The organism is Paenibacillus sp. FSL K6-3182, assembly GCF_037976325.1.
GTDB lineage: Bacteria > Bacillota > Bacilli > Paenibacillales > Paenibacillaceae > Pristimantibacillus.
Map to the genome: position 1 here is coordinate 1097227 of NZ_CP150265.1, position 14788 is coordinate 1112014.

Below are 14788 nucleotides of genomic sequence, written 5' to 3' on the forward strand. Positions count from 1 at the left end.
ATAAAAATATGGTCTTTCCTTTATTTTGGTCAACCAGAAATCTCTGGTTGGCTTTTTTTTATTTTCGCCTATTTTTGTGACAAGTGTGTCAAAATCACTCGAAAGGTGTTACTAATTTGTAACTCTATCAATATGCCGCAGCGTTACAATGAATCTATCAGCGAGGAATAGAAGGTGAGTGTAATGAAAAAAGTAAGACAGCGTCGTTTTTTGTTTTTAGGAGTTCTATCGATTGTAGTAATCATGAGCCTCAGTGCTTGTGGGTCAAAAGGCGGATTAAGCTTATCAACGCTTTTGACAGGCGAGAAAAATCCCATTGTAGATAATGGGAACAACGAGAAAGGGGCAGAAACGGGAAGCGGAACCACAGGTGACGGGGATGTCGTCATTATCGGTAACAACGGAGGCAAAGACGGTGATATCATTCATGGCGATGTGGATAATAAGCCAGTCGAACCAGACAAGGGAAAACCTGAAGTTCCCGTAACGGAAAAGCTGGACAAACCGGATCAAGTCATAGCAGCATCAAAGCCAGACAAAGGTAAAAAACTTATCGCGCTCACGTTCGACGATGGTCCAGACAAGCGTTATACAACCGATATTTTGGATATCCTGAAGGAAAAAGGAGTTAAGGCCACTTTCTTTGTAGTCGGACAACAAGTTACGAAAAATCCGGAAGTGCTGCAACGTATTGTAGACGAAGGGCATGCAATTGGCAATCATACAAACAATCATAAGGATTTGTCTAAGCTAGACGAGCAGGGAATTATTGAACAATTTAAAGAAGCAGACAACGCAATTAAAGAAGCGATCGGCATTACACCAGCAATGGTCCGCGCACCTTATGGGGCGGTATCGGATACGGTTAAAGCATTAGTGAAAGAAAATCATCGTGAACTAATTGGCTGGAATATCGACACGCGCGACTGGGCGGGCACCTCGTCTTCCGATATGATTAAAATGATTAAGAAAGAAGCCAAACCAAATGGTATGATATTAATGCATTCTTTTGGAAGCAAACATGTTAAAAATACGGTACACGCTTTACCTGCTATCATTGATCTTTTGGAAAATATGGGTTATACGTTAGTGACTGCCGATCAATTGGCTTAACTGGGAACATGCACGAGGAGGCTGCAACGTTGGATAACGCAAGTGATAGTAATGTGAGAAATAGGCGTGGACCAATCATGAGATGGAGCTTAATGCTCGGTGGCTTGATTCCACTCCTATTGCTCGCAGCTGGCTGTCGTTATACAGCCGCGCCTGCAGATCTTCTGCAGAAGCCTGCTATTTCACCCGAGAAACAGGCTATCGTGCAGGCAATTGAAAAAAATTTACCGGATTATAGCAAGCTGACACTTCCTCTTAGAGAGGATCATATGGAAGCCATACGCCTCATTGATGTGGACGGAGACGGAACGGAAGAGGCTATCGTTTCTTATTACAATGAATACAGTTCACCTGAGTTAATGGTGTTCAAATATACGAATTCCGTATGGAAGCCGTGGGTGCTCATTCAGCAGCCGCTGGCCAGATTAATCGATTGGCTGAAAATAGAGGATCTCGATAACGATGGTCAAATGGAAATCATGATCGGGTGGATCGGAGCTTTTGACAGTCCGAATGTGCTCGAGATTTATTCGTTTAAATCGAAGCCAGTTCGCAATGACGTCGGCAAATTGACATTGAAGCCTATGGAGACCTTGCCTTATTCTTATGGAGATACGGGCGACATTAATGAGGATGGACGAATGGAGCTTGCGATTATATCGGAGATCGGTACGAATCAAGAAATGGCGCTGCCAGAATTCCATTTAACTATTTACAATTGGATCAACGGGAGCATGCGGGAAATACATACAGAGAACCTGTATAAAGAAGTGAATAGTTATGATCGTTTGCTCATTGGACGGATTTCACCTACTCGTAGAGGCATTATTTTGGAAGCATCGACCGGTGCGCACAGTACTTATACCACAATGTACGTGTGGGAGCGAAACAAGCTAAGGCTCGTTTATCCGAATCGTTCTATAGGGCAGGAAGGAATTAGCGGAACGCCAACGATGAGCAAGGATATAAATGGCGATGGCATCTTTGAACTGCCATGGACGAAAGAGGCTCCGGGTTATTCAGAGGTCCCTTATTCCGATTCCAAATGGTTGGATGAATGGATGCAATGGGACGGTAAATCTGATTTTATGAAAATAACAGAGGAGTTCTCTGATTATAGTTATGGTATACAGCTTCGTATACCTGAACAATGGTTAGGCCGTTATACGATGCACAGCTTAAACGAGCCGCATGCCCTTGTGTCTATCGATTACTGGAATGAAAAATTGAATAAGACAGCCAAACTGGCGACCTTATATGCAGTACCGCAGAAGCAGTGGGATAGCGTTGAATCAACTTGGAAGCAGCAATCTAAACGATATCGGCAGTTAATGACGGACAGCGGCAATGTTTTTGCGGTTTCATTCGTAGTGGAAGCTCCAGCCGAGTGGCCTGAAGCAGACCGGCAAGCTTTTAGCGAGATGGCAGGGGTAGAAGCAGAGTTTGCATCTTCGCTTACTATCCGTAACGATTAAGAGAGAAAAGCGGGTGCTTTAAGCTATGCGTATATTATTGTTGGAGGACGAGGAGTCCATCCGCGGCTTTGTCCGCATTAATCTAAAGCGCAACGATATGGAAGTGATAGAGGCGGAAACTGGCGAATCAGCGTTAGCGCTTGCAGATACAGACGGGCCTATCGATATCGCGCTGCTTGACGTTATGCTGCCGACAATTAGCGGATTTGAAGTGTGCGAGCAGCTGCGTGCCCGCTATCCGCGCATGGGTATTATTATGCTGACGGCGAAGTCGCAGGAAGAGGATAAAATTCATGGGCTGGAGCTAGGTGCAGATGATTATGTGCAGAAGCCGTTCAGTCCAGGCGAGCTTATTGCGCGGATTAAGTCGCTCTATCGGAGAATGAAGCCTCAGCTGGATGATCAGGAGCAAGAGGTTGGTGCTGCATCGGAATCGATTGCGGCAAGTGAGGAAGTGTACCGTGGCGAAGCAGCGCCTATAGCGGCACCGACATCTGCATTTAATGTTCAGCGTCCGCTAGAAGAACAGCAGCCTACGATGATTTATGGAAGTGGCAGCTTTCATCAGGAGCTGCATGTACAGCCGTTCCGGCTCTCTGTAGCAGAGCGGAAGCTGTGGAAGCAGGGCAAGGAAATTATTTTGACGCCTACGGAATGGACGCTTGTACGACTATTGATGGAACGAGTCGGCGAGAGCGTCAGCCGAGATCATATTTTGACAGAGGTATGGGGCAGATATTATGTTGGAGATCTTAAGGTAGTGGACGTGAATATTCGAAGAATTCGCCAGAAAATCGAGAAAAACCCATCCGATCCAGCCTTTATTGAAACGGTTTGGGGTTATGGTTATCGGTGGAAGCGGGGCGGCGACGAATGAAAAGCGTACAAACGAGAATGGTGTGGAGCTATTTGCTGCTCATCGTACTTGTCGTCAGCGTACTTGGTGGCGTGTTCGCAGCATTAATGTGGAACTACTATTACGGAAGCGCGCAGAGCTCCGTTAAACAACGTGCGGAGTCGGCGTTAACACTGCACAGCCGTTCGCTTTCCTCGCTTACAGTGAAGGATCAGGGCGATTATATTTTGCAATACATGGTTGAGAGCGGCACTAGGCTGCAGCTTCTTGATAGCACGGGTCAGATTCGGATCGATTCCGACGGTTTTGCACCAGATATTCGTTATACGACTGCTGATGTAAAGTCCGCGATTGCAGGGACAACGGGAAGCTGGCGGGGAGTTGATCCTTATTATGGAGAGCGGGTCATGTCGGTCACGATACCGCTTTGGAATGAAACACGGGTCGTATCCATGCTTCGTTATTCAGCTTCCTTAAATCAAGTAGATGCGATGGTGAGCTTGCTTATCCGGATGGCAACAGCGGTTGGTATCGGAGTTGTCCTTTTGTTTCTTGGCTTAAGCTTGTTTCTCGCCCAGCGAATCGTCAAGCCGATTCGAGAGCTTACACGAGCGGCGCGCTATATGGCCGAGGGAGATTGGACGCATCGGGCTATTCAGCGGAATGATGATGAAATTGGTCAGCTAGCGGAAACGTTTAATGCCATGGTATTAGAGCTTAGCAAACGTGAGAAGCTGAAGGATGACTTTATTTCTTCGATATCCCATGAGCTTCGCACCCCGCTTACATCGATTAAGGGCTGGAGTGAAACCTTAAAGGAAAGCGAGCCTACCGAGGATGATGAAGAGGTAAAGCTGGGCTTATCCATTATTAGCAAGGAAACGGAGCGTTTATCGGGGCTGGTCGAAGATTTGCTCGATTTCTCGAAGCTGTCGGCTAGGACGATGGAGCTGCATAGCGAAGTGCTTGATTTCAATGGCCCGGTTAAAGAAACGGTTAATCAGCTAGGAGTTCGTGAGGAGCATACACGGGTACGGATTTTGGCTAACTATGGCAAAAGCCCAATCGTTGTTCGAGGGGATGCGAATCGACTCAAGCAGGTGATCATTAATCTAATTGACAATGCGCTCAAGTTTACACCTGCTGGCGGCACCATTCGTGTAGCAACGACCATCGAACAAGATAGCGCGATGCTCACGATAGCAGATACAGGCTGTGGGATTGAAGCAGAGGACTTGCCGCATGTCACTGAAAAGTTTTATAAAGCGAGTACCGGCCATGGCGGATCTGGACTCGGACTAGCTATTTGCAAGGAGATCATTGAGCTCCACGGCGGTCAGTTAACCATTGACAGCGAACGTGGAGCCGGAACAATTGTGACGATTCGAGTGCCGATCATGCATGAGGAATAATCCATTCCCTCAGCTTCTCGCGGTGCTCTTATCGTCATTCATTATAGAACAGCAGCTTGCGGTTCGCATATACAAACGATATCGCAACTGCGATTCCTATAATAAGCAGCAAGGACAGCCAGTGATCCTTTATAAAGGCAATCCATAAAGGCATAGCTTTGCACCTCCTAAAATGTGAATCTGCTAAACATATTGGTAGTATGTCCCGATTAGGAGCAGTATAAAGTTTGCTGGTTTTATTTTCTTTGTGAGATTGACAGGTACAGAGCAGTGATGATATTATGGTTTTAATATTAATTCATAGTATACGGGTAGGAATTATTATATATAGGCTTTCAGGAGGTTATCGGATGGAAAAGCACTTGACGCTGCGACATAACGAGCTTGAGCTTGCGGCAACGCTGCATTACCCTACGGATGGAAATAAAAACGATTCAGAAAAAAAACAAGCTATCATTATATGCCATGGATTTATAGGCTCTCGCATAGGCGTTGACCGTTTGTTTGTAAAAACGGCTAGAGCGCTTGCGGCGCAAGGCTCTTATGTCCTTCGTTTCGATTATGGCGGCTGCGGCGAGAGCAGCGGTGACTACGGAGCTCTCGGCTTTGATTCAATGGTTGATCAGACTAGAAGCGCGATTAATTATTTATCAAGCATGGAATGTGTTGATCCGCTCAGAATCGTATTGCTTGGCCACAGTCTAGGCGGAGCGGTAGCGATTATGACAGCAGTTAAAGATAAGCGCGCTAAACGTCTTGTGCTTTGGTCGCCTGTTGCTTATCCGTTCAATGACATTGTACGGATCGTAGGACGCAGCAGCTATGACGATGCTGTAACTGGAGGAAGCTCCGATTATCAAGGGTATACGCTGCAGCCTGTATTTTTTGATTCGCTGCTTCAACATCAGCCTTTCCAAGCAGCTACTAAATTTGGCGGCGAGGTGCTGCTGGTTCACGGTACTAGCGATGAGCTTATACCTGTTGATTACAGCTTCTTATACCAGAAGGTGTTCTGGACCCGCAATGAGGGCCTTTGCGATAAGGAAATTATTTTTCAAGCGAATCACACCTACTCCGCTCGCAATCATCAGGAGGAAGCGATTCGCGTAACCTCAGATTGGCTAAACGGACTTGATAAACAGCAAGAAGAATGGCATCACTGGAGTATTTAAGGCGGCATGAACAAATAGAAGGGGCAAGTTCTTGTTAACCAGGAGCTTGTCCCTTCTATTTTTTTGTCGCACGTCCATGCGGTGCTAAGAACAAGCTTTCTGTCAGGAAATTGGGATATGATATGAAAAATTTGGATTTTTTAACCTGGAAAGCAACTTATTTGTCGAGACATACGCCCTCAATTGTGTTTAAATGGAAGTAATATGAAAACGAATACAAGCTATGTTTTAGCGGGAAAAGGCAGGTTAACGCATGAACAAAAGAATTCGAAAATCGGCAGTTTTGCTATTATTATCTCTTATACTCCTTATTACAGCTTGCAGTGGAGGGAAAGGCAGCAACGATACACCGACAGAGACAAATGATATTATGGATCCTAATAGTACGGATGAGCCAGTGACAGCCCCGACGCAGCTCCCTTATGATGCTCCGCTAAGCGGACTGAAGCTGGAAAATGCGGCAACCTCAAGACCGATTGTCGTTATGATTAATAATTTCGCAGCAGCTCGTCCACAGTCTGGTTTAACGAACGCTGATGTAATCTGGGAAGTGCTTGCGGAAGGCGGCATTACTCGTTTAATTGCCGTATTTCAGAGTACGAGCGCAATAACCGATACGATTGGACCTATACGCAGCATTAGACCTTATCTTATTGATATTGGAGACAGTTATGGCGCGGTGCTTGCCCATGCAGGAGCGAGCAATGATGGTTATGCAGTGCTGCAGAGGCAGGGCAAACCTTATTTGGATGAAATCTCGAATGCAGGCAGCTACTTCTGGAGAAGCAAGGAACGCAAAGCTCCGCATAATTTGTATTCAAATCTAGAGAAGCTGCGTACGGGCGCAGAGAAGAAGAAATACAGCATGGACAAGCAGGTTCCGCCTTATACGTTCGCGGAAGCGGGTTCCACAGAGGTTGGTGTCCCGGCAGCTGACATTACAATAAATTTTATGCTCAAAAATTATAATGTTGGATACAAGTACGATTCAGTATCAGGCTTATACAAACGGTCGATAGGCGACAAACCGCATATCGATATGAACAATAATGAACAGCTTTCCGGTACAAATTTGGTTGTGCTTGGAGCGGATCACAAGACGCTTGATAAAGAGGGGCGATTGGCCGTCGATCTGACAAAAGGAGGCTCGGCGATTCTGTTCCAGAAAGGCAAAGCGATCGAAGCAGAATGGGTAAGAGCTCCAGATGGAATGATTCGAATTGTAAAGAATGGAGCAGAGCTGCCGTTTGTCCCTGGAAAAACTTTCTTTCATATCGTGCCAAACAAACCGACATTTGAAGGGCATGTAACATGGGTACAAACGTAGCAAGTTGGAGACACTGTTAACAGACGTTGACGGATGAGCTTCCAAGGATCAAAAGGACGCAATCTTGTTACAGGATTGCGTCTTTTTTATATTTTTTATGAAAATCTAAAATTTTTCATAAAACCTTTACATTCTCTTAACAATTCACATGTAAACTATGTTAAGATATTGTGGGCTCATAGCAGTGCGCCTAAACATCAAGTCGTGTAAAGGGGATTACGATGTTCAAGAAAAAGGATATTTTCTTTAAGACGTTCGAAGAAATGGCTGACGCAATTGTCGAGGCTGTGGAGTACTTTGCCAAAGGATTGTCAGACCTATCGGATGTATCAGCTTTCGCCAAGACCATGAAGGAATACGAAAGTAGATGCGACAAGCATGTACACACGATTTTGAAGGAGCTGAACAAAACGTTCATCACTCCGATTGAACGTGAAGATATTATGGCCCTGACGACTTCGCTTGATGATGTGCTCGATGGCATCGAAGCTTGCGCATCTCGTTTTGAAATGTACAACATTCTTGAGAAGGACGAGTACATAACGTTGTTTGGCGATATTCTCGTTCGTTCGTCGCATCAAATTAAGAAAGCAATTTATTTGCTTACAGAACGGAAGCTGCTTGCTATACGCGAGCCAAATATTGCACTTAACGAGCTGGAGAACCAAGCTGACGACCTGCTTCGGGTTTGCATCAAGAGCTTGTTCGCAAATGTCACAGATCCAATTGAGCTGATGAAGCGCAAAGAGATTTATGAGATGCTAGAGCAAACGACCGACTACTGCGAGGACGTTGCCAATACGCTGGAATCGATCATTATGCGTAATAGCTAATCTAGAGAGTGGGAGTCTTTTACAATGGATTTAATGGTTCTATGGATTGTCGTATTTCTAGCGCTTTCGTTTGATTTTATAAATGGATTTCATGATACGGCAAATGCGATTGCAACTGCCGTGTCGACTCGGGCGTTAAAACCTAGAGTTGCAATCGTAATGGCCGCCGTAATGAACTTTGTCGGTGCAATTACGTTTACAGGCGTTGCGGCTACAATTGGTAAAGGTGTAGCCAATCCAGCAGAGCTGGAGCATGGCGTTCCCATAGTTATTGCGGCTCTATTGTCAGCAATCGCATGGAACCTGATTACTTGGTGGTTCGGTATTCCTTCCTCATCCTCACATGCTTTGATTGGCTCCCTCGCAGGCGCAGTAATCGGCGGAGCAGGTATGAGCGCAATTAACAGCGGCGGATTGATCAAGATTGTACAAGCGTTGATTTTTTCACCGCTCATTGCTTTCTCCGCAGGTTTTATCATTATGTGGATTCTCAAGAAGATCTTTGCCAAATCAAGCCCGCATCAGGTGAATAAAGGATTTCGCTTCGGTCAAATTCTGACAGCTGCTTTCCAATCGTTCTCTCACGGTACGAATGACGCTCAAAAAGCAATGGGTATTATCGTATTTGCTCTAGTTGCTTCCGGTATTCAAACCACGATGGACGTTCCACTATGGGTTAAAATTTCCGCGGCGACAGCAATGGCGCTCGGTACCTCAGTCGGCGGCTGGAAAATCATCAAAACGATGGGGACAAAAATTTTCAAAATCGAGCCAATCAACGGCTTTGCAGCTGACATTGGTTCAGCAGCCGTTATTTTGACGGCTACGATGCTTCATCTTCCAGTAAGTACAACACATGTTATTACGTCTTCAATCCTTGGTGTCGGCAGCGCGAAACGTTTCTCCGCTGTTAAATGGGGAGTTGCAGGTCGTATCATCGTTGCGTGGGTTATTACAATTCCCATTACAATCATCATGGCGATGTTTTTCTACTGGATCATTCATTTCTTCTTCCTATAAGAAAAGCTTGAAAAAACGATTACTCTTCGGTAATATAGTGATCTGACTCTTTAAATGAGATAGTGAGGAAAACCTCACTCGCCATGAGCCTAGGCTCATGGGGAATGAGATTTTCCTCACTATTTTTTGTGTTCTCTTCTAACGTTTATCCTCTGTGGACAACGTTTATCGAAAATTCGCGAAAATTGCATCTATGCACATAATTAATAACAGCTGTGTATGAGTTCCACTTTTGATGATTGTACAGCCGCTGGAGCTTCGTTGCTACCATAATATGCGGCAGAATTGCTTCATTTTTCTTTTGAATATTTATATATTTTCAGCATAAGCAGAAAACATATGCACATTGTACGAACAGCTGTGTATGGATTGCAAGATGGAAGCTGACGAAAACTGTCGAAGGTTGTACTTGTACACAGTTCACAACAATGATGTACGAATTCAAACGGTTTTTATGTGGACAGACAAGGGAAATGGGTTATCCACAGCTGGATAACTATTTTATTTTCAGTGTGATCATGTGCATAAATTGATGAAATAAAATACACCCCGATCGCTGCGCTATTCGCGGCAATCAGGGTGCTTCACTTTAATAGATGTAGGTTAAATATGTTTAGAATAAACCTTCGAATCCGTGTTTAACGTTTCTTAGGCGTAGTACGGCGACGACGAACTGTTTTTTTGCCTGAGCCGGAACCAGCTCTTGGCTTGCGGCGTTTGCGGCGCTTAGGTTTCCATTCGTCAGAATCATCGTCATCAGATTCTTTTGATTTTTTGCCAAAGGAGCCCATAAGCACTTTGACAAGCGGAGCCATTTGAGAAACGCTCGACATGACCTTCTGGACCTTTGTCACGGTCGTTAAGATACCGTCGATGCCGCCCAAACGATCGATATAACCTTTAATTTCGCCTAGATTGGCAAGTGAGAAGCCGCTTGCTTTGGTGCTAGTGGTCGATTCTATAAGCTCAGCAGCTGTATCCGGTACAACGACGGGCAGGATATCCTGCGCCTGCTGCGAAGCCGGCGGCATTGTTGGCAGGTTTCCGCCAAAGCTGAAACCGCTCGACTTTGCGCCAGACGATTTGCTGAACGGCTCTTGTGCCAGACGCTGGCCGCCGTGCCAATCGTTTTGCTGGTTGCCGGTACCGGGGTTATTGCGATAGTTCACACGGATCACAACCCTTCTTTTATAACAGTTTATGGAGTAGGCGAACATAAGGATTGGACGAATGTCTCGGGGTGCAGATTTTTTTCTAGATAAATGCCTGCTGCTTGTATGTGAGTTCGCGTCAAATAAGTGGAGCATTTCCTTGCGTTAATTCGGTAATGTTTGAAAAAAACGGTTAAAAAAGTTACAATAGTAGCATTAGTTTTAATAGGAGTGAATTCGCATGCAGCTTAAAAAGCTGAACGATAAAGCAATAGATCAATTATTCGAAGCGGTGCTTACATTGAAGTCAGTTGAGGAATGTTATGTTTTCTTCGATGATCTGTGTACGGTGAATGAGATCCAATCGTTATCACAAAGACTTGAAGTAGCACGGATGCTCGGAAAAGGCAGCACTTATAACGCGATTGAAGCCGAGACAGGCGCGAGTACAGCAACAATATCGAGAGTGAAGCGTTGCTTGAACTATGGCAATGACGGTTATAAAATGGCTCTAGAACGGCTTGGAAGGTAGGAATCATGCGATGAAGCCAGGCATTCTTGTCATTAGCCACGGCTCCAGAGAAGCTGCATGGGTACAGTTAGTTGATGAGGCGGTTGCAGCAGCAGCGGCTTCGCCCCGTTTATCAGGTGTTCCAATTATGTCGTCCTTTCTCGAGATCGTGGAGGGACGGCTTATTCAGGATGGCATTGATGAATTAGAGGGGCAAGGTGTTACGGATATGTTCGTAGTGCCGCTGTTCGTTTCTTCGGGTAGTACACATGTGGATGAAATTGGGCAAGCATTTGGTTTTCCATGGGTTTCCGATCTGGAGGGTGACTTAGGTACATTTCGAGTCAAAGCTACAATTCATTATGGTCTCCCAATTGACGATGATCCCCAAATTGCAGAGCTGCTGGCTTCAAACATTGCACCCTTATCCACAAGACCAGAGTCAGAAGCGTTACTGCTTATTGGCCACGGAAGCAAAGAAAAGGTATTTCATGAGCGCTGGCAGGAAGGGCTGAAGAAGCTTGGCGAGCGGGTTAGAGGGCTCGGTGGATATAAGCGCGCAGAGTATGCCATGCTATTGCCAGATCAAGCGGCAGGAAAGCTGGCAGCGATGCAGGCAGCGAATCCACAGGAAGCGGTCATTGTTGTGCCGCTATTTCTGAGCCAAGGCTATTTTACCAATCATGTCATTCCAAATCGGCTTAATGGTTTTGTATATCGCTATAACGGCAAGACGATGCTTCCTAATGCAGCGATTGAGCAGTGGCTGGAGCATCAGATGATCGACGGTTTACAACGGTTGTGCGAAGAGAAGCATGTCACGTTTACAGAATAAATGTTAGGTTGAATGATTGTTAGGGGTGAACCGAGATGGCAATCAAACGAGCAAGACTTATATATAACCCGACATCGGGAAGAGAAGAAATGAAAAAAAGATTGCCAGATATTCTTCAGCGTCTTGAACAGGGCGGTATTGAGACGAGCTGCCACGCCACGATAGGCGAGGGAGATGCTACGCTTGCAGCGGCTGAAGCCGCAGACCGCGGCTATGATATGATCATTGCAGCAGGCGGTGACGGTACGCTTTATGAGGTTATCAACGGCTTGACGAACAAGGCGAATCGACCTCCGCTTGGCATATTGCCAGTAGGCACAACGAATGATTTCGCACGGGCGATGGGTATTCCGAAGCATTGGGAGTACGCAGTCGACCTTATTATTCAGCAATATAGCCGGCCGATTGATGTCGGTAAGGCGAATGATCGCTATTTTATCAATATTGCTGGAGGCGGCTCCTTAACGGAACTGACCTATGATGTGCCGAGCAAGCTTAAGACGATGATTGGGCAGCTGGCATATTATATGAAGGGCATGGAGAAAATGACCCGACTTCGGCCAACTGAGCTGACTTTTCATGCAGCTGGTGTAGGTGAATTCCATGATGAGTTCATGATGTTCCTCATATGCAACAGCAATTCGGTCGGCGGTTTCGAGCGATTGGCGCCGGACTCCAAGCTTGATGACGGGCTTCTTGACGTCCTGCTTATCCGCAAATGCAATCTGCCGGAATTTATAAAGCTTGTGACGCTTGCGCTGCGCGGTGAGCATTTGAACGATCCACATGTGATTCATTTCCGGACGAATGAACTAAAGGTGACTACACCGGATTATGTGCAAATTAACCTCGATGGCGAATATGGCGGCGTGCTGCCGTGTACTTTTTCGGTGCTGCCGTCGCATTTGCGTATTTTTGCTGATGAGACTGGGGAATCGACTTACCGTTAAGCCCTTATGTATTCGGAAATCTGGGAATGATAAATAGGAACTAGCATGCAACAGCATTGAAGATAGAGCGGAGAGAGTTTATGAACAAAGGTAGAAGCAGAGGCGGCAAAGGCAGATCGCGCAGTGCTGCGGGTACGGGTACTCGAGCAGCGACGATTCCAGCAGATGCGCCTTTTCAGAAAAATGAAGAAGTCACCGTCGATATTATCGGCCTGACACATGATGGAGAAGGGGTAGGCCGCGCTGACGGCTTTACCCTTTTTATACAGGGAGCACTTCCTGGTGAGCGTGTGCGCGCGAAGGTGATGAAGGTAAAGAAGCAGTATGGTTATGCGAAGCTTGAAGAGCTGATGCTTAAGAGCCCATCGCGCGTGGAGCCGCCTTGTGATATTTATAAGGAATGCGGCGGCTGCCAGCTGCAGCATTTCGATTATCCGGCGCAACTGGAGTGGAAACGCCAGCATGTTGTGGATAACTTGATGCGAATCGGCAAACTGAATGTGGATGGTGAAGGCAATCTGTCGGATGGAGAGAATGCTTCTGCTGGAATTGTTGTTCACCCTACTGTTGGAATGGACGAGCCTTGGCGTTATCGCAATAAAGCATCCGTACCGATCGGCACCAGTTCTAAAGATGGTCAATTAATTGCAGGCTTCTACGCCCGCGGCAGCCATCGGATTATCGATATGGACGATTGTCTGATTGAGCATGAGCATAATGATGAGGTTATTCGTGTCGTAAAGCGAATCGGACGTGAGCTTGGCGCTACACCTTATGATGAGGAGACAGGCCGCGGCGTACTGCGCCATGTGATGGCACGGACAGGCGTTGTCACCGGCGAGATCATGGTCGTGTTAGTTACGAACAGCAGGAAGCTGCCTTCGTCGGATGAATGGGTGAGGCGCATCCGCGAGGAGCTCCCTGGCGTGAAGAGCATCGTTCAAAATGTGAACGAGCGGAATACGAACGTTATATTTGGTGATGAGACTTGTGTCCTCTGGGGCAGCGAGGTTATCTATGATGAACTCGACGGCATTCGCTTCGCAATATCGGCGAGATCGTTCTATCAAGTGAACCCGATGCAAACGGTGGAGTTATATCGTAAAGCGGTCGAATATGCTGGCTTAACAGGCTCGGAAACCGTGATTGACGCTTATTGCGGCATCGGTACGATATCGTTGTTTCTTGCAAGGCAAGCTGGACGCGTTTATGGCGTTGAAATCGTACCCGAGGCAATCGAGGATGCGGCGCGGAATGCGGCGCTCAACGGCATTACGAATGCCTCGTTCGAGGCGGGCCCTGCGGAGGTTGTTATTCCTCGCTGGCGTAAGGAAGGCATAACGGCGGATGTCATCGTCGTTGATCCGCCGCGCAAAGGCTGCGATCCTGCACTGCTTGAGACGATTCTGGCGATGAAACCGGAGAGAGTGGTGTATGTGAGCTGCAACCCTTCTACACTTGCAAGGGATTTACGTGTGTTGGAGGACGGCGGGTATAGGACGACTGAGGTTGTGCCGGTGGATATGTTTCCTTGGACGGTTCATGTGGAGTGCGTGGTGGAGATATGTCGAGTCGATACTTAGAAGTCTATAGTTATCAGTATTCGACGAAGTATTTCTCTTTTGCACAAGACGACAGTGACTATAAAAATAAGGTGTTGCGAGATACGATTAAAGTTTCGGTTGTATTGGATTTGAAGTGGGTAGATATGACGAATGATTTTTAGCTTACTTTATAGTGGGGTATTATGGTAACAAAAGTAAAGTAGAGAGTCAGGGAGAAGCCTTGCTGCACAAGGGCTCACGCATTTCTGAAGGCTCAAAAAAAATGGTTCGCATATTACAGTGTAATACGATAGGCCACTTTCGTTGTGCTCTGAAAGTGGCCTTTTGTGCCGATAGGAAAACGAATTGTAGTGGGGAAGATCAGACCTGATTTTTGTCTGGTAAAGACAGATATTTGGATATGTTGACTTCAATTGTATGTTATTAGAGGAACACTACAAGAAATCTATTGAAACTACAGATGATGAAGATCTGAGCATTTTAATAAACAAAGCATTTGAACTGAAAATAGAGCAGGAAGCAGAAAAATTCAGTTTTTCTTTTATTCTATCTCATACATTGTGGCGTG

At 46.1% G+C, this 14788-nt stretch carries 14 protein-coding genes; 13 read left to right on the forward strand and 1 reads right to left on the reverse strand.

The features are described from left to right. Positions 1-183 precede the first annotated feature (183 nt). The 8 genes from MHH56_RS04780 to MHH56_RS04815 all read left to right on the forward strand — a co-directional run bounded on the left by MHH56_RS04780 (position 184) and on the right by MHH56_RS04815 (position 9208). Positions 184-1113: a polysaccharide deacetylase family protein gene (locus MHH56_RS04780; protein WP_339206956.1), complete on the forward strand. Its 930-nt coding sequence runs from the start codon at positions 184-186 to the stop codon at positions 1111-1113. Positions 1114-1142: 29 nt separating this feature from the next. Further along, complete coding sequence (locus MHH56_RS04785) at positions 1143-2588, forward strand: VCBS repeat-containing protein (RefSeq protein ID WP_339206957.1); 1446 nt, start codon at positions 1143-1145, stop codon at positions 2586-2588. Positions 2589-2613: 25 nt separating this feature from the next. Further along, entirely contained in the window at positions 2614-3465 is an 852-nt protein-coding gene (locus MHH56_RS04790; protein ID WP_339206958.1) for a response regulator transcription factor, read from the forward strand. Then, the gene (locus tag MHH56_RS04795) at positions 3462-4856 is read left to right on the forward strand and encodes a HAMP domain-containing sensor histidine kinase (RefSeq protein WP_076271089.1); all 1395 of its coding nucleotides are present in this window, start codon (positions 3462-3464) and stop codon (positions 4854-4856) included. The genes MHH56_RS04790 and MHH56_RS04795 overlap by 4 nt, the downstream gene beginning before the upstream one ends. A 350-nt stretch (positions 4857-5206) precedes the next feature. Further along, on the forward strand, positions 5207-6028 hold the full coding sequence (locus tag MHH56_RS04800) for an alpha/beta fold hydrolase (RefSeq protein WP_339206960.1): 822 nt from the start codon (positions 5207-5209) through the stop codon (positions 6026-6028). A gap of 253 nt (positions 6029-6281) precedes the next feature. After that, entirely contained in the window at positions 6282-7355 is a 1074-nt protein-coding gene (locus tag MHH56_RS04805; RefSeq protein ID WP_339206961.1) for a DUF3048 domain-containing protein, read from the forward strand. A gap of 221 nt (positions 7356-7576) precedes the next feature. Then, the gene (locus MHH56_RS04810) at positions 7577-8188 is read left to right on the forward strand and encodes a DUF47 family protein (RefSeq protein ID WP_076271086.1); all 612 of its coding nucleotides are present in this window, start codon (positions 7577-7579) and stop codon (positions 8186-8188) included. Between the two features lie 24 nt (positions 8189-8212). Then, positions 8213-9208 carry an inorganic phosphate transporter gene (locus MHH56_RS04815; RefSeq protein ID WP_076271085.1) on the forward strand — a complete coding sequence of 332 codons (996 nt, stop codon included), beginning with the start codon at positions 8213-8215 and terminating at the stop codon, positions 9206-9208. Between the two features lie 638 nt (positions 9209-9846). On the opposite strand, the gene MHH56_RS04820 is transcribed toward MHH56_RS04815, so the two are convergent. Continuing rightward, a complete protein-coding gene (locus MHH56_RS04820) occupies positions 9847-10377 on the reverse strand; it encodes a tyrosine protein kinase (RefSeq protein ID WP_339206962.1) in 531 nt (176 codons plus the stop codon). Between the two features lie 223 nt (positions 10378-10600). Here MHH56_RS04820 and MHH56_RS04825 point away from each other — a divergent pair, with 223 nt between their 5' ends. The 5 genes from MHH56_RS04825 to MHH56_RS04845 all read left to right on the forward strand — a co-directional run bounded on the left by MHH56_RS04825 (position 10601) and on the right by MHH56_RS04845 (position 14381). Then, positions 10601-10891, forward strand: coding sequence for a YerC/YecD family TrpR-related protein (locus MHH56_RS04825; protein ID WP_054026535.1), 291 nt, complete (start codon positions 10601-10603; stop codon positions 10889-10891). Beyond that, entirely contained in the window at positions 10881-11705 is an 825-nt protein-coding gene (locus MHH56_RS04830; RefSeq protein WP_339206967.1) for a CbiX/SirB N-terminal domain-containing protein, read from the forward strand. The genes MHH56_RS04825 and MHH56_RS04830 overlap by 11 nt, the downstream gene beginning before the upstream one ends. Before the next feature lie 41 nt (positions 11706-11746). After that, positions 11747-12655: a diacylglycerol kinase gene (locus tag MHH56_RS04835; RefSeq protein WP_339209506.1), complete on the forward strand. Its 909-nt coding sequence runs from the start codon at positions 11747-11749 to the stop codon at positions 12653-12655. A gap of 80 nt (positions 12656-12735) precedes the next feature. Beyond that, positions 12736-14238, forward strand: coding sequence for a 23S rRNA (uracil(1939)-C(5))-methyltransferase RlmD (gene rlmD, locus MHH56_RS04840; protein WP_339206968.1), 1503 nt, complete (start codon positions 12736-12738; stop codon positions 14236-14238). Continuing rightward, entirely contained in the window at positions 14220-14381 is a 162-nt protein-coding gene (locus tag MHH56_RS04845; RefSeq protein ID WP_339206969.1) for a hypothetical protein, read from the forward strand. The genes rlmD and MHH56_RS04845 overlap by 19 nt, the downstream gene beginning before the upstream one ends. Positions 14382-14788 lie beyond the last annotated feature (407 nt).